The sequence below is a fragment of the Nocardiopsis tropica genome (assembly GCF_042660575.1).
Taxonomy (GTDB): Bacteria; Actinomycetota; Actinomycetes; order Streptosporangiales; family Streptosporangiaceae; genus Nocardiopsis; species Nocardiopsis tropica.
Map to the genome: position 1 here is coordinate 62,793 of NZ_JBHSUF010000012.1, position 21,568 is coordinate 84,360.

A 21,568-nucleotide genomic window follows, 5' to 3' on the forward strand; every position below is an offset into this window, starting at 1 on the left:
GGGGAGCGGGGTGTCAGGCATGGAGCGGTGTGGCGCCCCTGCCCTTTCCCCTCAGCATCGGTCCGGACATGCCGTAGCTCTGCCCGGAGCCCGCGGTCTCGAAGGCCCCCGCCAGGGCGGAGAGCAGGCCGGTGGCGCCGCCCACCGCGGCGCCGGCCGCGCCCATGACGCCCGAGGCGGCGCCCATGGCCAGGCCGCCGAGGGCTCCGAGGCCCTGGACCCCGGCCTTCGCCCCGAACTTGAGGGCGCCGAGGGAGAAGGCCCCGGCGCCCTTGGCAGCCCCCTTCATCAGGCCCTTCCAGCCGCCCCTTCCGGCGAGCCAGGCCCCGCCACGGGAGGCGACGGCGCCGCCGAGCCTCTGTGCCCCTGCACGCAGGGCTGCGCCTCCGAGGGCGACGACGACAGGTGCGACCATGGTGGATCATCCTCTCGATGGGTTCGTGGAACGCGGGGACGGGCCGTCACGCCGCGAAGCTGTCCTCGCCGCCCGAGGAGTCGGGGCTGATCCGGACCGCCCCCACGAAGGAGGAGCGGTAGTACCCGGAGTCGATCGACACCTCCTCGATCGGCTTGCTGGGGTTCGCGGCGTGGATCATGCGGCCTCCGCCGGAGTAGATGCCGACGTGCGACGGGCTCGCGTACCTCGGACTGGTGTGGAAGAGGAGGAGGTCGCCGGGCTGGAGGACGGAGATGTCCAGGTCCCCCTCCAGGACGCGCCGGGCCGTCCCTCCCCGGTACTCGGCGTTGCCCGGATCCCACTGCGTCGTCGTCACCCAGGGGATCGTCACCCCCGCCGCGCGCCAGGCGGCCTGGGTGAGCCCCGAGCAGTCGTAGGAGTCGGGCCCCCGGGCGCCCCACACGTAGGGCTTGCCGATCTGCTGTCTGGCGAACTCCACCGCGGTGCGGTGCTCCTCGCCGACGTCGCCCAGGAACGCGGCCTGGGACGCGTTGCCGCCCTGCTCCTCGCAGTCCCGCCCCTGTCCCGGGGTCGAGGAGGCCTGTTGGAGTTCGAGGGACGGGGACGTCGGGGCGAGGCCGGAGCCGCTGTAGTACTCGGCCACCTCCAGCACCTGCGCGACGTACCACCGGGCGGGGTTGTGCTTGTAGACCGTGCACTCGATCGGGGTCAGGTCCGTCCGCCCGCTCCCGCAGACGGAGCCCGACCCCCTCTTCTCCGCCTGGTCGGCGTAGTAGGCGATCCGGAAGGCCCCCGAGGCGATGTTGTCCCACGGGTCCCAGACGTTGACCATGCCGTCGTCGTTGCCGTCGATCCCGAAGTAGGTCGGGTTGCCCGGCATCTCGCCCACCTCGTAGTGGAAGCGGCGGTCCTCGACCGGCTCCTTCGGCTTCCCGCCCCACGAGTTGCCCGCGCTGCCGAGTCGGCCGCCGACCTGTCCGGTCCGCAGGTCCTGGACGCCGAACTGGACGATCCCGGCGGCGCCGTAGGGGTTGCGCTCACCCTCCCGGAGGCCGGAGTGCCAGTTCGGGTCCGTCGAGACGTACTGGCCGTTCTGGGTCTCGATCGCGCCGATCGCGGCCATGAGCTCCCAGGGCAGGCCGTAGGCCTCGGCCGCCATGCGGTGCGCGCGGAGGACGTTGTCGGGGATGTCGACGCGGACGGACTTCTGCGAGGAACCCGGCTCCCCGTGCGCGCTGATGCTGATCGTCTCGCTCGACGTGTTCGAGGACGCCTGGACGACGCCCCCCGACGAGCCGGCCCCGTCGGCGCTGCTCGGCGTGGCTCCGCCCGCAGGGCCGCACACGGTGGCGGCGTAGGCGATGCCCCCCATGACCGCGAGCGCCGTGACGCCCCCGCCCACGCGCGCGGTCGCGCTGCCCCGGTCCCCGCCGCGTTCGCGCCGGGGGAGGAGGAAGGCGCGGGCCCGCTCCCACAGGACCCCGGCGGCGCCGCCGGAGGCGCCCGTCACGCGCCCTCCTCGGCGATGTTCCCGACCGCCGCGTCCTGGAAGGCGTAGACCGTCCAGCCCTCGCCCTCGGGTACCACGGTGACCGCGTACGACGCCGGCTCGGCCCCGCCGTCGTCTCCGGTCTCCGTCATGAACCGCGCCTCCACCTCGACGATGACCGACCCTGAGCCGACGTTGCGGATCGCCGTGGCCGTCGCCTCCGCGGTGACGCGCCGCGGGGTCCCCCGGGAGGCCCCGCTGTTGGGCGTGCTGAGGACGAACTCCTCGACGGCACCGAAGAAGTCCTCGGAGAGCAGGGGGGAGAGGCGGGCGAGGCGCTCGTCGTCGCTCTCCCCGGGATCGACCTCGCTGTAGGCGGCGACGAAGGCCGCGGCGGTCTCCGCCCCGGCCTCCAGTTCGGCCTCCGAGTACGGCATCAGCGCCATGACGTCGCCGACGGGCTCTCCTCCGCCCCCGCTCCCCCCGGATCCGGTGGACGCCTCCGCCGGGGGCGCGGCCTCGCCGTCGTCCGGACCGGAGAGCAGCTGCTGTGCGAGGACGACCAGGACGACGACCAGGACGGCGAGGATCCCGAACACGATCGTCTTCTCCCGCGAGCCGCCGGCGAAGTCGCTCATGACGGCCACGCTGTTCTGATCATGGGTACCCACCAGTCGTGAGGGCGGACAGATGCACCCATGCGTACAGGGAGCGCACCGGGAGCGCAATGGGGCCTGTGCGACAGAAGGGTCACGAAGGGTGATAATCGATAACGTTTCGGCCGGAGACCTGCGGGTTCTCCTATGGAAAAAGGTCGAGATCCCCGAGGCGGCGGTGCGCAGCAATGGCATTGATCAAGGCTTATCACGCAGAAGAGCGGGTCGGCTCTTTTGCGTTCGTGAAATAAGGTCGACCTCGTTCACTTTCCAGTGTTTCCAATGTCCGGCCGGTCACGCAAAGTAGCAGGAATGAAAACGGTCACTTGATCGGATTCGATTCGGTGCGGTATATATAGCCTGCTGTTCGGCCCCCGAACCCGGTTCGACGGCGCCACCGCATTCTCGCGTCGTCACGCGAAACCCCCCGGTGCGGCGGGACTGCCGGAGGCATCCGAGGGCGGACGACCGCTCCCAGGGCCCCGGACGCCCAGCCCGGCGCGGCGTCCTGGAACACGGCCGCGCGGGGAGCGCCGACCCCGCCGGGGAGGCGGCGCCTTCACGACACGGACGAGGGGACCACATGGGGAGGCGACAGGCCGGCGGCACGGACCAGGGCGAACCCGCGGGCCCGCCCCTGCCCGACTGGGCCGGGGAGGCCGTCGTGCTCGGCTGCCACGGCGGAGCGGGCACCACCACGCTGCGCGTGCTGCTGAACACCCCCTGGGACCTCGGCGCCTACTCCTCCGACCGCGGCGGTGTCGGCGCCTTCGGACGGCCCCTGGTCCTCGTCTCCCGGAACAGCGTCGCCTCGACGGCCCGCGCCGCCGAGGTCATCAACGTCCTGGAGGCCGACGGCATCCGGCCCGCGGCGCTGGTGGTCGCGGCGGACGGCTCCGGGCCCGAACCCGCCGAGTCCGCGGCGCGCCTGGGCCTGGTGCGCGACCGGGTCGGCCTCCTCGTCCGCTTCCCGTTCGTCCCGGCCCTGCGCTACGTGGACGCGGTCGAGGCGGACCGGGTGAAACTTCCCGCGAGGGCGAGGCGGGCCCTGGAGCGGATCAGGAACGCGTGCCTCGCAGCGGCGAGCGAGACCCTGGCGCGTCAGGCCTCAGGGTAAGGAGAACTGGATACGCATGGACGTTCTGAACGCCACCAACGACCTGGTCGCCCACATGGCCGCCGTCCCGATGGACGGCGCCTTCGGCTGGGACACCAACCCGGACCTGCCCGCCTTCGAGGACGGACACGATCCGATCCAGCAGGTGTTCAGCTGGGGCCAGGGCATCATCGTCGTGATCGGCATCATCGGCATCCTCTTCGCCGCGGGCAAGATGGCCATCGGCAAGTTCGGCCGCTCCGACCTCGCCGCCGACGGCGTCGGCGGACTGGTCTGGACGGTCATGGGGATCTCCCTGATGCTCGTCGCCATCCCGGTCATCCTGGCGGTCGCCAACGTCGCGGGCGGCTGACGATGCCGCTGGAACTCCTGTCGGCGGCGGCGGACGCGGCGCACCTGGCCGCGGCCCTTCCCGCGGAGGTGACGTGGGACGTCCGGCCGCGGATGCCGGACTGGGGGGTCGGGGGGACCCAGGACCCCGACGGGGACCCGATCGGGCGGTTCCTCAACATCGCCCAGGGCGTCGTCGTCGTGATCGGGGTCATCGGCATCCTGTACTCGGCCGCGAAGATGGCCGCCGGCAAGCTGGGCCGCTCCGAGGTGGCCGCCGAGGGCGTCGGCGGCGTGGTGTGGACCGTCATGGGCGTCTCGCTGATGCTGGTCGCCGTTTCCGTGGTCACCACGCTCGTCGGGTAGTGGACCGGGTCGTGAGAGGTCGGGGGGAGAGCGGAATGGTGTACGAGCGGATCCTCGCCGCCGACGCGGCGCGGAACCCGGTGGCGATGGCGCAGTTCCAGCAGTCGGGGAACGAGGTGCTGGGATATGTCGCCTGGGCGGGGGCCGTCGTCGGCGTCCTCGCGCTGATCATCATCGGCGGGCGCATGATCCACGCCAACTTCACCGGCGACCCCTGGATCGCCGCGCGCGGCATGGCGGAACTCCCCTGGGTGGTCCTCGGGGTCGTTCTGCTGGTCGCGTCCGGAACCCTCGCCGGGACGCTGCTCCAGGGCTCCTACCACGAGACCGAGGACGACCTCGGGTCCCTCATCCAGGGGGTCGCGGCCGAGCAGGACGAAACCGAGCGGGAGGCGGCCGGTTGCGAGGGGGCCCTCCGGGACCCCGACACCCGGGATGTCCTCTGCCCCGACGAGGACGGGTGGGACCGGTTGCACGACACCGTTCCGCTGACCGGCGCAGACGACGAGCGCTGCACGCGCGACGGCAAGGCGGACTGCTACGACTACTGCTTCGACCCCGGGTTCCACGACGGGAACACCTACACGCGTTCCCCCTGCACCCCGGGCCGGGACGGCATGGACCTCCTGAACGGCGGCGACTGGATCTGGGCCGAGTACCACTGCCCCAACCTGCCCTCGTCCCTGTGGGACCAGAGCGATTCGTGCCCGGACAACCCGGTCGACCACTTCGACGACGTTCCGCGCGAGTACGCCGCCGCGGGGCGCGGTGAGCCCGCCATGCACAAGTACTACATCTGCACCGAATTTCCCGAGTGGGCGAACGGTAACAAGCGCGAGGAACAAGTCGGGGACGATTACTGCAACGTCGGATAGCGCAGTGCCCTGTGCAAGGGAATTCGTTCGGACGACGGAAAAGGGGGGTGTTTGAATGGAGAACGAGGCAACGGCGAGCTGGATCACGGAAAGCCTTCAGGGCATCATCGAGCGGATGTTCGGTCTGCTCATCAGCAGCGGCAGCGGGGCGCCCCTCCAGCGGGAGTACGGCAGCAACCAGCTCGTCGTCGACCAGGGCGTGCTGCAGCTCCAGAACGTCTTCAACCCGCTGATCCTGTTCCTGGCCACGCTGGGCATCCTGCTCGCGGCCATCCGCCTGCTCTGGACCCGTCGGCTCGACCCCATGATGGACCTGGTCCGGGGCCTGCTCACCGTCATCATCACCACGTTCGCCGGACTCTTCTTCGTCTACGTCCTGGCGGGCTTCAGCAGCGGCCTCACCCAGATGATCCTGGACACCGGGACGTATTCGGCGCCCTACGAGAACGGCAACGGGTCGCGGCAGGTCAGCTTCCTCGTCGCGGCGCAGGAGGTCTACCCGAGCATCATGCGGGTGGGCGTCGGCGACAACGACCTCGGCTTCGCGGAGGACTCCGCGCGCGAGGCCGTCACCTACCTGGTCAGCCTCGCGGTGATCCTCGGGCTCATCGCGCAGATGATCGTCCTGGCGATGCTCAAGTCGATCGTCTACCTGCTCGCCTGCCTCCTGCCCCTGGCCGCGGCGAGCTCCCTGGTCCCCGGGCTGAAGATCTTCCCGAAGGTCATCGGCTGGCTCTTCGCCTGCCTCCTGTACAAGCCGCTCCTGCTGCTCGTCTACCTGTCCGGCCTCGTCCTCATCGCGACCACGGACACCGATGCCGAGGGCGGCCTGTCCAGGTACCTCCTGGGGGCGGCGGTCATGCTCATGGCCACCGGCGCCCTCCCCGTCCTGATGAAGCTCATGAGCTCGGGCAGCGTCTGGATGATGGCCCTCGCGGCGGGCGGCATCAGCTCCATCGGCGGCGGGGGCGGCGGGGGCGGCGGGGGCGGCGGAGGGAGCGGCAGCGGCGCCGACGCGTCTCCCTCGTCGGCGTCCGGTTCCCCTTCCGCGGGCAACGCCCCGTCCGCCGACGGCGGGGCCCAGGCCGCCGCTGCGGCCGGCGCCAACGAGCGCGCCGCCGGAGTGGCGCGCAACCTCGACGAGGGCGGCGCAGGACAGCCCGCCGGGGGCGGGTCCCCGGCGTTGGCGGCGAGCGCGGCCGGCACGGGCGCCGTCGACACCGGCCCCCTGGGCACGCAGGGCGGACTCGGCGCCGGTGCGGGCGGTCCCCTGGGCGGCGCGGGCGGCCTCTCGGGCGGCGCGGACGGGACCGCGAGCGTGGACGGCGCCATGGGCGGCCCCGAGGGCGGCGGCGCGCAGGACGGCGGCGCCGTGGCCGCCGCGGGCGCGACGGAGTCGGTCAGCTCCACGACCGTCAGCGGTTCGGAGCAGGGGTACAGCCAGACGGTGGCGTCGGGCGCGGGCGGTGACGGCGGCTCCGACCCCGGCGCGGTCGGGGACGCCCCCGCGGGCGCGGGGGCGGCCGACACCGGAGCCGTGTCGGGCGGCGCCTCGGGCGCCGGGTACCCGGGCGGCGCCGGAGCGGTGTCGCCGGAAGGCGCGTCCGGGGCGCAGTTCGCCGACGGAGCCGACGGAAGGATGGTCTAAGTGGTCCGCACGTACGGAGGGTGGCGCCGCCGCCGCAGCATCGGGCTGTTCGGGCTCGGCCTCACCGCGACGCTCGTCCTCCTCGGAGGCCTGGTCGTCCTGATGCTGGCGGGCATGTTCGCGCCCGGCCTCGCCCTCTACCTCCTGCCCGTCATGGCGGTGGCCTTCGTGTTCGCCGCGGTGCCGGTCCAGGGGGAGTCGCTGCTGAGCTTCCTGCTCACCCGCCTGCGGTGGTGGTGGGCCAAGGTGCTCGGGCACACCCGCTACCGCGCGGGCGTCATGGTGGAGCACCCGCGGGCCTTCCAGCTGCCCGGCATCCTCGCCCCCGTCTCCCTGCTCTCCTGCGAGGACGGCAGGGGAGGGCGGTTCGGCCTCGCCTGGAACCGGCGGCTGGGACACATGACCGCGACGGTCCTGGTCTCGTCCAACTCCGTGTGGCTCGCCGAGCCGGCCGACGTCGACACCTGGGTGGCGAGCTGGCACCAGTGGCTGGCCTCCCTCGGCTACATGCCGTGGGTCCAGTGGGTCACGGTCACCGTCGAGTCGCGCCCCGACCCCGGGAGCGCGCTGCGCACCAACGTCGAGGCGGACATCGACCCGAAGTCCCCGGCGGCGGCCCGCAAGATCATGCGCGACCTCGTGCTGAGCGCCCCCACGGTGAGCGCCCAGGTCGAGACCCGGATCAGCATCACCTACGACCCCCGCAAGTTCCCGGTGGCCCCCAAGGACCGCATGCAGGCGGCCGTGGAGATCAGCGGCTACCTCAACCAGATCGAGTCGAGCCTCGCCACCACGGGGGTGTCCGTGCTGGGGCGCGCGACGCCCGAGCAGCTCGTCGCCATGGTGCGCACCGCCTACGACCCGACGGCCCTCAACGACCTCAGCACCCTGCTCCACTCGACGCCCGAGGACATCGGGACGCTCGACTGGACGGACGCGACCCCCGTCGAGGCCGAGGCGCACCACGACCGCTACACCCACGACAGCGGCACCAGCGTCTCGTGGATCTGGCAGGAGGCGCCGAGGACCCACGTCACGAGCACGGTGCTCGCCGAGCTCCTCTCCCCGACCCGCTGGGCCAAGCGGACCACGCTGCTGTTCCGGCCCTGGCCGGCGGCCGCGGCGGCGCGTGCGCTGGAGAGCCAGAACTCGGCGGCCCAGTACAAGAGCGAGCTGTCCTGGCGGGTCCGCCACCGGGTGAGCGCGAGGGACAGCCAGGACCTCGCCTACGCCAGGCAGGCGGCCCAGGAGGAGACGCGCGGGGCCGGGCTGGTGCAGGTGAGCCTGTACACGACGGCCACCGTCGACGACGAGCAGAGGCTCAAGCAGGCCGTCGCGCACACCGAGTCGGCGGCCGAGACCTCCCGGATCCGGCTGCGCAGGGCCTGGGGGAGCCAGGACGTCGCGTTCGCCACGACCCTGCCCCTCGGCGTGTGCCCGCCGTTCCTCGTCCAACGCGGTATGGGTTAGAAGGGGGCACCGATGGCGATCGTGGACCGGCAGAGCCGGCGCGAGGAGCGCCGCCAGCAGCGGGCGGAGCGCAAACGCCTCAAGCAGAGGCAGGAGCAGAAGGAGAGGGCGGAGCGGCCGGACCGGTCGGCGGAGAGGGACAGGGAGGTCATCGCCCCCCTGCTCGGCTGGCGGCACCGGGGCGGCGGCGCCTCGCCGAACATCCCCAACGCGGTCGAGTACCAGGCCACCACCGCCCAGGCGTGCGGACTGTTCCCGTTCGTCACCAGCAGCAAGCCGCCCTCGATCGGCACCCCGATCGGACGCGACCTGCTGTCGGGGGAGGTCGTCTGCCTCGACCCGATGGCCTGGCTGCGCGCGGGGCTGATCACCAACCCCGGGTGCTTCGTGCTGGGACAGCCGGGCACGGGCAAGTCCACGTTCGTCAAGCGCCTCGTCACCGGGGCGGTGGCCTTCGGGTCGCAGGCCATCATCCTCGGCGACACCAAGCCCGACTACACCGACCTGATCGGCCACCTCGGCGGGCAGGTCGTGCGGATCGGGCGCGGGCTGGACCGGATCAACCCGCTCGACGCGGGACCCCTGGGCGGGGTCATGGGCCGGCTCACCGAGGTGGAGCGGGAGAAGCTGCGCTGGGAGGTGCGCTCCCGCCGCATCTCCCTGCTGATGGCCCTGTGCACGCTGGTCCGCGAGGACAGGATCGCCAACGCCGAGGAGGTCGTCCTCGGCGCCGCGGTCGACCTCCTGGACGAGCGGCTGGCCGGGACGCGCCAGCCCAACGTCATCGACGTCCTCCAGGTCGTCGAGGAGGGGCCCGAGTCCCTGCGGTCGTTCGCCCGCGCCGACACCAGGGACCAGTACGACAAGCGCGTCGACGACCTCGTCTTCACCCTGCGCCTGCTGTGCACCGGCTCCCTGGCCGGGGTCTTCGACGGCGAGACCACGAGCCCGCTCGACATGGAGGCGCCGGGGATCAGCGTCGACATCTCCCGCGTGGGGGCCGCCGGCGACAAGCTGCTGACCGCGGCGATGCTGTGCACGTGGAGCTACGGCTTCGGGATGGTCGACGCCGCGGCCGTGCTCGCCGAACACGGCCTCATCCGTCGCCGGTCCTACATCGGCGTGATGGACGAGCTGTGGCGGGCCCTGCGCGGGGCCCCCGGCCTGGTGGAGTTCGCCGACTCCCTCACCCGGCTCAACCGCTCCAAGGGCATGGCGTCCGTCATGGTGACGCACTCCCTCGGCGACCTGGAGGCGCTGGCCACCGAGGAGGACCGGGCCAAGGCCCGGGGCTTCGTGGACCGCTCCGCGATCACCGTCCTCGCCGGACTACCGCCGCGCGAGCTGGCCTCCGTCAACCGGATCACCCCGATGACCGGCCCCGAGCAGGGGCTGGTGGCGTCCTGGTCCTCACCGGACTCCTGGCAGCCGGGCGCACGCCACCCCGGGCGCGGCAAGTACCTGATCAAGACCGGCGCCGAGCGGCTCGGCATCCCGGTGCAGATGACGCTCACCCGTGACGAACTCACCCTGTACGACACGGACCAGGCCATCCGGAGGGAGTGAGGACGACCATGTCACGTGAACGCCCGAAGTACCAGGTGAAGGGCGGGGCCGCCGCCGCGGGGGCGCCGCCCCTGCTGGTGCTGATCGCCCTCTGGGGCACGGTGGGACTCTTCTTCCTCTTCTGGCTGGCGGCGCGGATCGTCGCCTCCCTGACCGGCGGGACCGTCGGCGGGTTCGGCATGGCGTGGGTCGTCTCCCTGGTCGTCTGGGACACCGGCACGGTCTGGCCGGGTACGCCGACCCTCCCCGTCGTCCTGCTGTTCGGCGTCTTCGCCGCACTGTCGGCGGCGCTCCTCTGGTGGGTCCTCCACCGGGTCCGGAACGCCCTGTACGGGCAGCCGGACGCGATCGGCGCACTCAACAAGGACAACGAGACGGTCGCGGAGCTGGCCCGGCCCGAGGCCGCCGACAAGGCGGTGCGGCTGCGCAGGACATCGCTGGCCGGACGCAGGGGCAGGGGGCTCAAGGACGCGGACGTGGGCCTCACCATCGGCGACATGCGCGGCGACGGGAACCGGACGGGCGCCCGGCTCTTCGCGTCGTGGGAGGACACCGTCCTGGCCTTCATGGCCCCCCGCGCGGGCAAGACCACCGCGATGGCCATCCCCTACGTCCTGGACGCGCCCGGACCGGCGCTGGCCACGAGCAACAAGGCCGACGTGTGGTCGGCCACCGCGCGGATCCGCGAGCACACGACCGGCGAGCGCGTGTGGCTGTTCGACCCCCAGCAGGTCACCCACCAGGGCCAGGAGTTCTGGTGGAACCCCCTCACCGACGTCCGCGGCGTCGAGGAGGCCTACCGCCTCGCCGGGCACTTCGTCCTCACCATCGACGACGACTCGAAGAAGGACATGTGGGGCCCCGCGGCCCGCGCGCTCCTCTCCCAGCTCATCCTCGCCGCCGCGCTCTCGGGCAGGTCGCTGTCCACGGTCGGGGAGTGGCTGCACGACACCAAGCTCCCGCAGCCGGTGGACGTCCTCTTCGAGCACGGCTTCACCGCCTACGCCGAGGCCCTGCGCGAGACCCAGAACATCGTCGCGGAGACCCGTGACGGCATCTACACCACGGCCCGCACGGCCGCGCGCTGCCTCGACGACCCCCGGATCATGGAGTGGGTGACCCCTCCGGGGGACCGGCCGCTCCCCGAGTTCGAGCCGCGGTCGTTCGTCACCAGCAAGCAGACGCTCCATCTCCTCAGCAAGTCACGCGCCGCCTCCGCGCCGCTCATCGCGGCCCTGACCGACGCGATCTTCCTGGCGGGGGAGGAGGCCTCCGAGGCGCAGGGCGGGCGGCTCGACCCGCCCCTGGTGGCCGTCCTGGACGAGGCCGCGAACATCTGCAAGATCGCGGACCTCCCCGACATGTACTCCCACCTGGGGTCCCGCGGCATCGTCCCGGTCACCATCCTCCAGAGCTACCGGCAGGGCGTGCGCGTCTGGACCGAGAACGGCATGGAGGCGATGTGGTCCGCGGCGACGGTGAAGGTGTTCGGCGCCGGGCTGGACGACCACAAGATCGTGGACGCCCTGTCCAAGCTGATCGGCCAGCACGACGTCTCCACCACGTCGTTCAGCTACGGGGAGGGCAAGGGCAACCACTCCGTGCAGCTCCGCAGGCAGGAGATCATGCAGGGGTCCGACATCCGCCAGATCGACAAGGGCGAGTGCCTGCTCTTCGCCACGGCCGCCCGGCCCACGATCCTGCGCATGCGCCCCTGGTACAGGACCGACAGGGCCAGGCTGGTCACCGCGGCGATCAAGGACGCCGAGGAGCTGATCACCGCCGGGGCCCGTGCGAGGTACGACGCACCCCGGGGCGCGTGAAAAGGCGTCGGCGACCGACGCGCCCGACCCGGTCGGCGAGGACGAGGAGAAGGACCATGGCGGAGACCAGTCGCAGGACCAGGGTGCTGAACACGCTGTTGCCGCACTCCCTCACCCCCCTCCAGCGGGACATCGCGAACCGGCTGGACGAGATCGACGCCCACCGGGAGAAGGCGAAGCAGCGGTGCGCCGAGGTCTGCGCCGCCGCCGTGGAGTACCAGAAGGCCGTGGGGCCGAGTGGCGGGGCCGCCGCGGGGGCAGCCCGGGACCTGAGCGGCCAGGTGATCGCGGAGGTCGAGAAGGCGCACACCTACTTCTCGCTCGACCTCTCCAGGAACCGGAACAGGATCACCGACCTCGAACTCGGGTGGAGGACCGGTCGTCGGGGAGCCGCGGCCGACCTCCACTCCGCTCTCCGGACGGACAGGGACCGGGGGGAGAGGGCGCTCACGGGGTTCCTCACCCTCCTCGACCAGAAGGAGGGGCTCGTGCGCCCGGCCCCCGCCCGGGAGGAGGGGGACCCCCTCGTGCCCCCTGGCGCGTCCGCCCCGGGAGCCCGCGCGGCGGACGCCTCCGCGCCGCTTCCCCGGACCGAGCTGCACGACCGGTCCGGGAGGGCGCCCCGGGCCGCCGCCGACAGGACCGCCGTCCGGCCCGCGGCACGACGACGGGGCCCGACGGAACGGCGCGGGAGGGGGACGGGTGCCTGAGCGCACACCCTCCGCCGCGCGCACCGTGACCCGCGACCCAGCAGCACCGACCGGTAAGGAGCGGGACCATGGCCTCCCCGACAGCCACCGCTGAACCGCCCCCTCCCCGGGTGGGGAACGAGCCCGCCGCCAGGCAGCACACCGCCCACGACCGGCGGAACATGTCGGCCGGCCCGCCGGACGCGCCCCAGAGCGCGAGCGGGGCCGGCGACGTGGCGTCGGAGACCCAGGCCGCGCTCTCCTCCGTCACGAGGTTCGCCGCGTGGGTCCTGGACTACCTGGTGCGGATCTTCCAGGCGCTCCTCCAGGCGGTGCTGGGCCTCGCGATGGCGGTGCTCCGCCCGGTGGCGGGGCTCGTCGCGGCCTTCGTCCGGTGGCGCGTCCGCAGGGGCCGCATCCCGATCCGCACGCGGGTGGCGGCGCGCAGGGCGAGGGCCGTGCTCGCCAGGATCAGCGCGGGCCGGGCCCTGGAGGGCGCCCGGCGGCGGGCGGAGGCGTACGTGGCGAACGCGAGGGCCCGGGGCGAGGGCATGGTGCAAGCCGCGGAGCAGGCACGCGATCGGACGGTCGACCGGGCCGGGGCACGGGCCGCGGCGGAGCTGGGGGCCGCCCGGGACAGGAGGAACGCGCGGGTCACCGGCGCCCGCCAACGGGTCGACCGCGTGACTGCGCGTGTCAGGGCGTCCGCGGACGCCGACGTCGAACGGGCGAAGGGGCGGCGGCGGGAGCTGGTCGACGCCGCGTCCGGAAGGGGCGCCGTCGCCGAGAGGGACGCCGGGCGCCGGGGGGACGCGCTCGTCCGGGCTGCGGAGGACCGGCGCACGAGCCGGACGGCCAGGGCCACGGCACAGGGCAACCGGGCGATCGCCGCTGCGGTGAGGGCCGGCGACGCGGACGTCCGCAGGACGGACGCGGCCGGAGCGGCACGGGTGGCGGACGCCCGGCGGCAGGGCGACGCCCTGGTGCGTACGGCCGAGCAGAGGCGTGACGGGCTGGTGAGCAGGGCCGAGGACCGGGGACGCCGCGCCGTCGACGCGGCGCAGGCCGCCCACGACACCTACGTCGGACAGGTCGACGAACGTGTGAACGATCTCAAGGGCCACGCCAGGAGGGGGACCCCGAAGGACGACGCCAAGCAGCTCCTCCGCTGGAACGGGGCCAAGGCGACCGTCCAGCGGCGCCGGTTCAACGAGCGCATGGCCGCGGCCGACCCCGCGAGCCGGAACCTGCCGAACGCCTCCGCGAACAGCGCCCGCAACGCGTCGGCGCCTCCCGCCCCCTCCTCCGCCGCGTCTTCCGCCGGTGGACGGAACGCCAGGGCCGCTCTGAGGACCCGTGCCCTCCGGAGCGCGAGCGCCGGGCAGGCCCGCCCCGCCGCCGCGCCCCGCCACGTCCGGAGAGGGCTCAGGACCGGGCAGAACGGCAGGGCGACCCCGTGACCGGACCCGACAGGAGGACCGTATGAGCCCGAAGCGGCCGAAGGGCCAGATCAGCGGGAAGAAGGCCGACGAGCTGCGCCGCAACCGCGCGCGGCTCGCCGAACTCCTCGCGTCCTCGGGCGCGGGGTCCGGCGGCGGCGGTGACGCGGACATCCGCGAGGCCCTGTTCCTCGCCGCGATCGGCTCCTCCGTCGGCCCCGGCGGGATCAGCAACTCGGGGGCCCTCGCCAGGGGCTCCCTGTACCACTTCCTGAGGAAGCGGAGCAGGCAGAGCAGGGGGGAGCAGTTCTTCGCGGAGGAGCACGTCGGGTACTCGCCCGGGGTCGCGATGGGCGGCCTCGGCCTCATCCGCCGGGCCGACGCGCGCCTGGTCGCCGACGTCCTGGGCGCCGACGTCCAGCGGGTCCGCGAGGTCCAGCGGAACACGGTGCTCCAGGACGTGGACGCGGTGCTTCGCGCCGACTACCGCACCGGGCGGATCGAGCAGGCCCTGCGGGCCGGCATGCGGGGCCAGGGGCCGGACCCGGACACGCCTCCGGAGCACCTGTGGCGGCGCGGGCTCGACGAGACCCTGGACACGGGCAGGATGAACCCCCGTGAGCTCGCGCTGCACTGGCTGAGCGCGGCGAACTCCAACGAGCCCGGGGCGCGGGAGGCGCAGGAGAGGTTCTTCGCCGAGCTGGCGGAGAAACACCCGCAGCTCGCGGAGTCCATGGAACGGCACATGCTGCGGGACCCGAACCACACGGGCAGCACCGCGTCCTCCCGGATCGACGCCAACTCCGTCATGGCGGGCGCCTCGCCGCAGGCCGACGGGCGTCCGCTGGAGACCATGGAGGAGTACTGGGCCAAGGCGGTCCCCTGGTTCAAGGACAGCCGGGCCGACCTGAACAAGCTCCGCGACGACGCCGAGTCGCTGTCCGCGGCCGTCCTCGACGGCAGGGTCCCGGTCACCGTCCTGGCCGACGTGCGCGCCGGCGCGGCCGCCAACAAGAGCCTCCCCGGGTTCGGCGAGGACCACGACAGGAACCTGGAGAAGGCGCGGGCACGCGTGTCCGGGGGCGCGGCGGACGCCTTCCCGCAGGGGGACGCCCTGCTCGACACGCTCGACCGGGCCCGCGGCTACCCGGTGAACAGCCTGCCGGACCGGGCCGGTTCCGTCGCCGCGGGCAACGCGGTCAAGGCGGACCTGCGCGCGCACGACGCCACCAGGGCCCTGGGCCCGGCCCTGGTCCTGGGTGACTCCCGGCTCCCCGTGACCAGTGCTCAGCTGGGCCGGGCGCGGGACGAGAACGGGGGCGCCGTCCTCCGTCCGGACGGGGTACGCGACCTCGGGGCGCGGGACGGGGAGGGGATCGCGCCGGGCCGCGGTCCCGGGGCACGCGGCTCCGAGGCCCGTGCGGCCGAGCAGGGTGAGCGCCGGGAGAAGCGCACCGAGCTCGCCCGGACCCGCGCGCAGGCCGCGCTCTACAGGCGGGGCGAGGCGGCCCGTGCCGCCGCCGGCGACTCGCCGCGCGGGCTCCCCGCGCAACGCGCCCAGCGGGAACGCGCGGTCGGGAGACTGACCGCCGTGCACGAGAGGCAGCGCAGGCGCCGCTCCACCACCACCGCGCACACCCGGACCGCCCGCGCGCGGTGACCCGTAGCGGCCCGACCGCCCCTGCGACCCCGAACGGCCCCACGGTCCCCGACACGACCACGAACGCGAAGAAGGACGGCGCCGACCATGAGCACCGAACCCCACGACCACGCAGCGGACCTCCTGGAGGAGGAGCCCCGGGAGACCCCGTCCGCCGGCGGGGGCCTCACCGCCGAGGCCCCGGACGTCACCTCGGCCGTCGCCGGGGTCGACGGCGGCGAGGGGGACGACGGAGAGCCCGCGCCGGAACCGGTGTTCAAGAACGTCGAGGAGTTCGTGCGGCTGCGCTTCCTCCCGGTCTACGTCCGACCCGAGGGCGGCCAGTTCCGCTGGTGCAAGGAGTGGTGGCGGCACGCCGAGGCGGTGTCGCGCTTCCAGGCGCTGTGGCATGCCTGGGAGGTGCTGCGATGGGAGGCGGGCACCGGGATGGCGGTCTGGTACCGGGACCACCTCGACTTCCAGATGGGCATCCTCCTCGGGGACAACGGGCCGTTCCGCGAGTGCACCTCGCGCCGCCACCAGGACCCGCGCCCCCTCCCCGCCGACCCGTCCCCCGAGGGCTGGTTCGAGGACGAGTGGTGACCGCCGCCCGAGCACGGTGACGTACCGGGGAGGGGACCCGCCCACACCTGCGGCGGGTCCCCTCCGTCCTGTCGGCGCCCTCTCCGGGCGGCCCCGGACGCCTGCCGGCCTGTGCGCACACGCCGGGTACGACTCCGTCAGAGGACCATGGAGACCCCGAGGACCGGGCTGACCACCATCAGCGCCGCCCCGGCCACGACGAGGACGATGTCGGCCACCCGCGCGAAGGACCTCAACCGCTCCTTGCGCGGAAGCTCCCCCCGGACGGCCTCGGCCGCGCGTTCGGCCTCGGCGCGGACGGAGGAGAACGCCGCGTCGATCCGCTTCCGCTCCTCGGCGGCCGACTCCCCTCCCGGGCCCGGGCGCCGCTCCTCCCACGCGTCCAACAGGGCGTCCACGCGTTCCAACCCGGCCAGTTCCGTACGGGCCCGCTCGTGCTCCGCGGCGAGAGCGGTGTTCATGCGCGGTGCGTCGAGCTGGTGCTCCATGACCCTGCGCAGGGACGTCGAGAAGACGAACGCCCCGGCGAAGAAGCAGAGAACGAGAACCATCGTTGTCACCCAACCTGTCTAGGAACCCGTGGCCCGGCCGGGCGAGGGGGGCTGCGGGCGGTTGCCGGACGCGGGCGCGGTACGGGGCGCGGGAGCCTGGCCCGACCTGTTCTGGAGCGCGGTGGAGATGCCCCGCCCGGGACCGAGCTCGGCCAGGAAGAGGGGAGGCAGGGCGCTCGTGCTGTCGGGGTTCGCGAAACCGTGCTCCGTCCGGGCCTTGGCGACCTTGCCGGGGCGGATCTCCAGGCCTTCCCGCAGGGCGTCCTCGACGAAGGAGTTGAGGTGGTTCCCCTCCTTGACGAGCCTTTCGAGCGTGGCCAGATCCACGCCGGAGAGGGGGTTGTCCGGTTTCACCTCGTACTGTTCCACCACGAGCCCTGAGGAGGCTTTCTTCCGCAGTTCCCGGGTGGCCTCGGTGGTGTCCTCCCCCGCGGCGGCCAGCGCGGCGCGCTCGCCGATGGCTGTGGCGATCAGCCCGCGGTCCGCGTCGGCCGCGGTCCCCTTGTCGGTGAGGACGAAACCGATGGTGAGGGCCCCCGATTTCTCCATGAGTTCGGCCAGGGGAAGGAATTCGTCCCGCTTGCGTGACGCCTCGTTCGCATGAAGGTTGGCGCTGTTGACATTGATGGCCTGGTTGTCGAGGATTTCGACCCGTTTATCGCGCTGGATCTCGGGTTCCCGCTGCAGGTCATCGATTTCTGCCAGCTTCTTCGTCTTGTCCGACGCGCTCATCTTGGCCTTGAGGTGGTTGCCCCTCTGTTTGACCCTCGCACTCTTGATGGCGTCTCTGATCTGTGTCGAGATTCCCCACATGAGTCCGCTGAAAGCGGCCGTGAGGATGGAGGCGACCAGAATGGGTACCATGCGTGTTCCTCGCTGCTACCAGTTGAATACGGCGGACAGGGCGATCAGGAGCACCAGGGCGGGCCGTGTCAGCACGCCGGCCTGGAAGCCGGGCCGCGAGGGGGCCGGACGGTCCCTGACGAGCGCGGCCCGGGCCCTGGCCTCCGTGAGCCGTGCGTCCTGTTCCCCCGGCGCGGTCGGCCGGTCTCCTGGCGCGCTCCCGGGAACGGGCCCGTCACCGGGGGGTCCGCCGTCCCCGGCGAAGAGGCGGTGGAACCTCTCGCGGAGGAGGGACCGGTACTCCAGCAGAGTCCTCCGCTCGTCGGATGAATCCGGCTCCGACGGGGTGCGGTCGGACAGGTACACCCCGGCCGCGGTCAGGAAGAGGTGGATCAGGCCTTGGGCGATCAGGATGAGAACCGCGACGCCGGCGACGGCCAGCACCCGCTCATCGATCATGGTAAGAACCTTTTCTTCGGAATTGCGGTGGTCACGACATTCCTAGAGGGAGGGGCCGGTGCTCCTGTTCGGGGGGCGGTTTCTCCGTTCGCTGCGCACGACGACCAAACCGGACGGGCGGGCCCTCGCCTGTCCGGCCGACGGTGTCGCGGCGCCTTCCGGGGTGCTCGTGGACTCCTTGTCGCCGTCCACCCCCAGGGCCTTCAGGGCCAGGCGCGAGTCCTTGAGCAGTCCGTCATACCTTTTCGAGGTCCCGTCGAGAAAGGTGGCGAGGCTCTTGGCCCTGTCGCCGTGGACCCCCATCTGGCGGGTCTCCTCCTGGGTCGGACGCAGGCTGTCACGGAGGTCGGCGATCCGGATGTCGAGCGCGTTCAGTTCCTCCCTGGACGCGATGTTCAGATCGCCGATCTTCTCCTTCGTCGACGGGAAGTTCTGATTCTCCTCGCCCGGAAGAGGTCCGCTCTGGAGCAGTCGTTCGCTCTTCGTGTTGTTGATGTTCAGGCGTGCTCGAATGGAATAGCTGAGCATGAGGCCCATCCCCGCGATGATCGTGTAGGACCAGAGCATGAGTTGCAGAGGAATCGGGAGGAGGCTCATGAAAGATCCGGTGGGCACGAAAGGATCTCCGCTCTTTATCCTTGGTCTGGGCTTCTGTGGCTCACGGGGTCCAAGCGTAGGGTTTCCCAGGTGGGCTCGTTGTGTGACTTGCATCACAGTCAGTTGAATTCAGAAATTCCGGGGCCGGGAGGTCGGCGGCGGGTGCGGTAGGTGCCGTCCCGTGTGCGGAACGTCGGCGGGGGAGAGCGGTCCCCGCCGACTCGCCGTTCCGTGCCACGGGCGCCGGGATTTCGCGCCGGAAGCAGGAGCGGAATGCTTCTGTTTCTGCGGCCGACAGGCGAGGAAGGGGAGCGGCGACTCCGTTGAATATGAATGGATAAGTTTTCGTCTCACCTATGGACAATGGTGTCGACGCCCCGTGTCCGGCCGTCCCGGTCCGTCCGCCGCCTTGTCCGGCCGTCCCGGCGGCGCACGCCGCGATCAGGGCGGCGCGCGGCCGGGCCGGGGCCTGAGCGGTGGCCCGGTCCCCACGGAGCGGACCGCCTCCGTCGGCAGAACCGGGGGAGGGGTCAGCCGCCCGCCGCGCCCCGGTCGGTGCAGACCTCCTCCGAGGGAGCCATGACGTCCGTGGACCGGACGGCGACGACCCGGAAGCAGTACTCGACCTCGGGGTTGAGGCCGCTGACATCGACGGTGGAGGCCCCGGCCGGGACGTTCGCCATCGACGTGGTGCGGGCCCCGACAGGACCGCCGACCACGAAGTGCGGGGCGGAGCCGCCGGTGTTGTCCGTCCAGGACAGCGAGACGCCCACGAGGTCGTCGGCGACCTCCACCCCCGTCGGGGCGATGGCCGACGGGTCCGCCTCCTCCGCGGGCCCGTCCCCTCCCGCGGCGCCCCCGGGAACCTCCGGAGCGGCCCCTCCGCCCCCGGCCGGAGCAGGCGCCTCCGCGGAGGGGGCGCCGGAGTCCCGGCCGGTGACCAGGAGCGCGCCGACGGCCACGACCGTGACCAGGACGAGGCCGATCAGGACGGGGAGGAGCACCGCCGTGCGGTGGCGCTCCGGCTGAGGGGCCGGGGCCCACGCCGTGGCGTTCGCGGGCGCGTGCCGCTCGTCGGTCCAGGCGGAGCCGGCGTCGGCGGTCCGGGGCGCGCTCGGGGCGCTCCACGCGTGGGCCGGCGGTGCGGACCGGTTGGTCAGCGGTTCCGCCCCGCGTGTGATGGCCTCGAAGGAGAAGGGGGAGGGGGCGGTCCTCTCCGCCGACGGCGGACGGCTGCCCGGGAGCGGGCCCCCGGTGGCCTCCCCGACGCGTCCGGGGCCGAGGACCGGGGTGGGAGCGGAAAGGGGGGACGAGTCGAGGGGGACGGACGCCGGGCCCCCGGCCCCCGCGTCCGAGTGCGGCTCGTCGCGGTCGGGAACCGGTGGCGAGGAGGTGCGGGGCGGGGGCCCGGTCGTGGAGGACGCGACCGGCGCCGGGGGGTCGGTCGGGGCCGCCTCGTGCACCTCGGAACCGTCCGGGAGCCCGTCGCCCGGGTCGGCCGCCGCAACCGGCTCGCCGGTCTCCCCCGGTCCGGCCGCCGGGTCCGGGACCGCCTCGTGCGTCCCGGAGGGGCTGTCCGCCGCGAGGGGTGCGTCCGACTCGGGTCCGCTGTCCGCCGACGACGGTTCCCCGGCGTCGTCCGGGGCCTCGCCGTCCCCGTGTTCGCCCAGGACGTCGTCGACCTCGTACCAGGCGCCGTCCTCGTCATCGTCGTCGTACCAGGCGCCGTCGGTGTACCCGTCGTCGTCCGGGCCGTGGCCGGTGTCCTCGTCGGGTTCGACGGTCTCCTCGGCGAAGACCTCCGACCCGTTCACCGTCCCTTCCGCACCGGACTCCGGTTCGGTCGTCCCGGTCGCGGTCTCCGGTTCGGCCTCTTCCGCCCCGGCGTCGTCCGAGGCCGGGTCCGCGCTCGCCCCTGTGCCCGCCTCCGCGGGAAGCGCTGCCGCCGCGAGGGGGACGGGCGCGACCGTTGCCTCGGACTCGGCCGCCGACGCCTCGGGCCCGTCGTCCGCGGACCCCGCAGCGGCGGCGGTCCGGTCCAGGTCCGTGTCAGGAACGTCCTGTGCGACCGGCCCCGGCTCCAGAGCCCGGCCGAACTCCGCGGCGGTCGGCGTCCGCCGCCCGGGTTCGGTGGCCAGCGCCCGGAGGAGGACGGCGCGCAGCCGGTCCGGGACGTCCTCGCGGTCCATCTCAGGCGGCGTGCCCGACAGCAGCCGGGAGCGGTACTCCCGCGGGCCGGTCTCCTCCTGCCCCGGACCGGCGAACGGGGCGTGCCCGGCCAGGAGGGTCCAGAGGGTCGAGGCCAGCCGGTACACGTCCGACGCGGGGGTGGGACGGGAACCGGCGACCTCCTCGGGAGGGGCGTGGTCCAGGGCCGCCCGCGTGTAGTACACGGGCGGGAACGGGTGGTCCAGGGGCAGGGTCGAGCCGAAGTCCGTCAGGGTCGGCCCGGACGCCCCGCGGAGGATGTTGGCCGGGGTCACCGCGTGGTGGAGCAGGCCGAGCTCGTGCATGCCCTCCAGAGCCCGCGCCACGGTCCGGCCGACGGTGAGGACCTCGTCCACCGCGAGCGGCCCGTCCTCGGCCAGGGCGCGGGCGTAGTCGCCCTCACCGCGGTACTCCGTCACGGCGAACGCGCGGCCCGCCCCGGTGACTCCCGAGGACAGGAGCGGCTGGACACCGGGCACGGGGGTGAGCCGGTCCCAGAGACCGGCCTCGTCGGGCCCGGCCGTGCCGGGACCCCGCCCCAGCAGTTTGACCACGACCGGGGCGCGGTCGGACTCGCGTTCGGCGCGGTAGAGGAGTGCGCTCCTGCCGCAGTACAGCGTCGTCAGGTCGCGCATGCCAGGGAACGGCGGCGGCGGTTCGCGGCGGCTGGTCCTTCTCATGGCGTCCCTCCTGGTGGAGCCCGTGCCCTCCGTTCTCCGCCCCCGGCGTCACGGGGACCTGGGGAGGGGTGGCACGGCGGAACACCACCGGCCCGTCCGACG

At 73.1% G+C, this 21,568-nt stretch carries 20 protein-coding genes; 12 read left to right on the forward strand and 8 right to left on the reverse strand.

The annotated features are described in order from the left end of the window. Positions 1-13: 13 nt before the first annotated feature. The 3 genes from ACFQBR_RS19965 to ACFQBR_RS19975 are packed head-to-tail and all read right to left on the reverse strand — an operon-like array spanning position 14 to position 2,545. Positions 14-415 (reverse strand): hypothetical protein, encoded by a 402-nt coding sequence (locus ACFQBR_RS19965; protein WP_344185304.1) that lies wholly within the window; start codon positions 413-415, stop codon positions 14-16. Positions 416-461: 46 nt separating this feature from the next. After that, on the reverse strand, positions 462-1,928 hold the full coding sequence (locus tag ACFQBR_RS19970; protein WP_344185303.1) for a C40 family peptidase: 1,467 nt from the start codon (positions 1,926-1,928) through the stop codon (positions 462-464). Further along, positions 1,925-2,545: a hypothetical protein gene (locus ACFQBR_RS19975; RefSeq protein ID WP_344185302.1), complete on the reverse strand. Its 621-nt coding sequence runs from the start codon at positions 2,543-2,545 to the stop codon at positions 1,925-1,927. The genes ACFQBR_RS19970 and ACFQBR_RS19975 overlap by 4 nt, the downstream gene beginning before the upstream one ends. A gap of 601 nt (positions 2,546-3,146) precedes the next feature. On the opposite strand from ACFQBR_RS19975, the gene ACFQBR_RS19980 reads away from it, so the two are divergent. From ACFQBR_RS19980 to ACFQBR_RS20035, 12 genes are all read left to right on the forward strand, one after another. Next, positions 3,147-3,680, forward strand: coding sequence for a hypothetical protein (locus ACFQBR_RS19980; RefSeq protein WP_344185300.1), 534 nt, complete (start codon positions 3,147-3,149; stop codon positions 3,678-3,680). A 16-nt stretch (positions 3,681-3,696) separates the two neighbouring features. Beyond that, positions 3,697-4,032: a hypothetical protein gene (locus tag ACFQBR_RS19985; protein ID WP_344185299.1), complete on the forward strand. Its 336-nt coding sequence runs from the start codon at positions 3,697-3,699 to the stop codon at positions 4,030-4,032. A 2-nt stretch (positions 4,033-4,034) separates the two neighbouring features. Continuing rightward, entirely contained in the window at positions 4,035-4,376 is a 342-nt protein-coding gene (locus ACFQBR_RS19990; protein ID WP_344185298.1) for a hypothetical protein, read from the forward strand. Between the two features lie 35 nt (positions 4,377-4,411). Beyond that, the gene (locus ACFQBR_RS19995) at positions 4,412-5,251 is read left to right on the forward strand and encodes a hypothetical protein (RefSeq protein ID WP_344185296.1); all 840 of its coding nucleotides are present in this window, start codon (positions 4,412-4,414) and stop codon (positions 5,249-5,251) included. Between the two features lie 55 nt (positions 5,252-5,306). Continuing rightward, positions 5,307-6,899: a hypothetical protein gene (locus ACFQBR_RS20000; RefSeq protein ID WP_378554078.1), complete on the forward strand. Its 1,593-nt coding sequence runs from the start codon at positions 5,307-5,309 to the stop codon at positions 6,897-6,899. Further along, positions 6,900-8,369: an SCO6880 family protein gene (locus ACFQBR_RS20005; RefSeq protein WP_344184376.1), complete on the forward strand. Its 1,470-nt coding sequence runs from the start codon at positions 6,900-6,902 to the stop codon at positions 8,367-8,369. A 12-nt stretch (positions 8,370-8,381) separates the two neighbouring features. Continuing rightward, on the forward strand, positions 8,382-9,935 hold the full coding sequence (locus ACFQBR_RS20010) for a hypothetical protein (protein ID WP_344184375.1): 1,554 nt from the start codon (positions 8,382-8,384) through the stop codon (positions 9,933-9,935). Between the two features lie 8 nt (positions 9,936-9,943). Beyond that, the gene (locus ACFQBR_RS20015; protein WP_344184374.1) at positions 9,944-11,758 is read left to right on the forward strand and encodes a type IV secretory system conjugative DNA transfer family protein; all 1,815 of its coding nucleotides are present in this window, start codon (positions 9,944-9,946) and stop codon (positions 11,756-11,758) included. Positions 11,759-11,814: 56 nt separating this feature from the next. Further along, entirely contained in the window at positions 11,815-12,468 is a 654-nt protein-coding gene (locus ACFQBR_RS20020) for a hypothetical protein (protein ID WP_344184373.1), read from the forward strand. Between the two features lie 68 nt (positions 12,469-12,536). Then, positions 12,537-13,907: a hypothetical protein gene (locus tag ACFQBR_RS20025; RefSeq protein ID WP_344184372.1), complete on the forward strand. Its 1,371-nt coding sequence runs from the start codon at positions 12,537-12,539 to the stop codon at positions 13,905-13,907. A 22-nt stretch (positions 13,908-13,929) separates the two neighbouring features. After that, a complete protein-coding gene (locus tag ACFQBR_RS20030; protein WP_344184371.1) occupies positions 13,930-15,546 on the forward strand; it encodes a hypothetical protein in 1,617 nt (538 codons plus the stop codon). Between the two features lie 87 nt (positions 15,547-15,633). Then, entirely contained in the window at positions 15,634-16,128 is a 495-nt protein-coding gene (locus ACFQBR_RS20035) for a DUF4913 domain-containing protein (RefSeq protein ID WP_344184370.1), read from the forward strand. Positions 16,129-16,265: 137 nt separating this feature from the next. Here the strand turns inward: ACFQBR_RS20035 and ACFQBR_RS20040 are convergent, their stop codons facing one another. From ACFQBR_RS20040 to ACFQBR_RS20060, 5 genes are all read right to left on the reverse strand, one after another. Then, the gene (locus ACFQBR_RS20040; protein ID WP_344184369.1) at positions 16,266-16,688 is read right to left on the reverse strand and encodes a hypothetical protein; all 423 of its coding nucleotides are present in this window, start codon (positions 16,686-16,688) and stop codon (positions 16,266-16,268) included. Positions 16,689-16,697: 9 nt separating this feature from the next. After that, the gene (locus tag ACFQBR_RS20045; protein WP_344184368.1) at positions 16,698-17,543 is read right to left on the reverse strand and encodes a hypothetical protein; all 846 of its coding nucleotides are present in this window, start codon (positions 17,541-17,543) and stop codon (positions 16,698-16,700) included. 15 nt (positions 17,544-17,558) lie between these two features. Beyond that, positions 17,559-17,981 (reverse strand): hypothetical protein, encoded by a 423-nt coding sequence (locus tag ACFQBR_RS20050; RefSeq protein WP_344184367.1) that lies wholly within the window; start codon positions 17,979-17,981, stop codon positions 17,559-17,561. A 42-nt stretch (positions 17,982-18,023) separates the two neighbouring features. Continuing rightward, entirely contained in the window at positions 18,024-18,596 is a 573-nt protein-coding gene (locus ACFQBR_RS20055) for a hypothetical protein (RefSeq protein WP_352983149.1), read from the reverse strand. A 512-nt stretch (positions 18,597-19,108) separates the two neighbouring features. After that, positions 19,109-21,466: a protein kinase domain-containing protein gene (locus ACFQBR_RS20060; RefSeq protein ID WP_344184365.1), complete on the reverse strand. Its 2,358-nt coding sequence runs from the start codon at positions 21,464-21,466 to the stop codon at positions 19,109-19,111. Between the last annotated feature and the right edge of the window lie 102 nt (positions 21,467-21,568).

What these genes read in the sequence shown, in the direction of transcription:
- ACFQBR_RS19995 (WP_344185296.1), top strand. Translation starts at nt 4,412, where the DNA reads ATGGTGTACGAGCGGATCCTCGCCGCCGACGCGGCGCGGAACCCGGTG.
- ACFQBR_RS19975 (WP_344185302.1), bottom strand. Translation starts at nt 2,545, where the DNA reads ATGAGCGACTTCGCCGGCGGCTCGCGGGAGAAGACGATCGTGTTCGGG.
- ACFQBR_RS20035 (WP_344184370.1), top strand. Translation starts at nt 15,634, where the DNA reads ATGAGCACCGAACCCCACGACCACGCAGCGGACCTCCTGGAGGAGGAG.
- ACFQBR_RS20060 (WP_344184365.1), bottom strand. Translation starts at nt 21,466, where the DNA reads ATGAGAAGGACCAGCCGCCGCGAACCGCCGCCGCCGTTCCCTGGCATG.
- ACFQBR_RS20000 (WP_378554078.1), top strand. Translation starts at nt 5,307, where the DNA reads ATGGAGAACGAGGCAACGGCGAGCTGGATCACGGAAAGCCTTCAGGGC.
- ACFQBR_RS20045 (WP_344184368.1), bottom strand. Translation starts at nt 17,543, where the DNA reads ATGGTACCCATTCTGGTCGCCTCCATCCTCACGGCCGCTTTCAGCGGA.
- ACFQBR_RS19985 (WP_344185299.1), top strand. Translation starts at nt 3,697, where the DNA reads ATGGACGTTCTGAACGCCACCAACGACCTGGTCGCCCACATGGCCGCC.
- ACFQBR_RS20010 (WP_344184375.1), top strand. Translation starts at nt 8,382, where the DNA reads ATGGCGATCGTGGACCGGCAGAGCCGGCGCGAGGAGCGCCGCCAGCAG.
- ACFQBR_RS20020 (WP_344184373.1), top strand. Translation starts at nt 11,815, where the DNA reads ATGGCGGAGACCAGTCGCAGGACCAGGGTGCTGAACACGCTGTTGCCG.
- ACFQBR_RS19990 (WP_344185298.1), top strand. Translation starts at nt 4,035, where the DNA reads ATGCCGCTGGAACTCCTGTCGGCGGCGGCGGACGCGGCGCACCTGGCC.
- ACFQBR_RS19980 (WP_344185300.1), top strand. Translation starts at nt 3,147, where the DNA reads ATGGGGAGGCGACAGGCCGGCGGCACGGACCAGGGCGAACCCGCGGGC.
- ACFQBR_RS20025 (WP_344184372.1), top strand. Translation starts at nt 12,537, where the DNA reads ATGGCCTCCCCGACAGCCACCGCTGAACCGCCCCCTCCCCGGGTGGGG.
- ACFQBR_RS19965 (WP_344185304.1), bottom strand. Translation starts at nt 415, where the DNA reads ATGGTCGCACCTGTCGTCGTCGCCCTCGGAGGCGCAGCCCTGCGTGCA.
- ACFQBR_RS20015 (WP_344184374.1), top strand. Translation starts at nt 9,944, where the DNA reads ATGTCACGTGAACGCCCGAAGTACCAGGTGAAGGGCGGGGCCGCCGCC.
- ACFQBR_RS20030 (WP_344184371.1), top strand. Translation starts at nt 13,930, where the DNA reads ATGAGCCCGAAGCGGCCGAAGGGCCAGATCAGCGGGAAGAAGGCCGAC.
- ACFQBR_RS20050 (WP_344184367.1), bottom strand. Translation starts at nt 17,981, where the DNA reads ATGATCGATGAGCGGGTGCTGGCCGTCGCCGGCGTCGCGGTTCTCATC.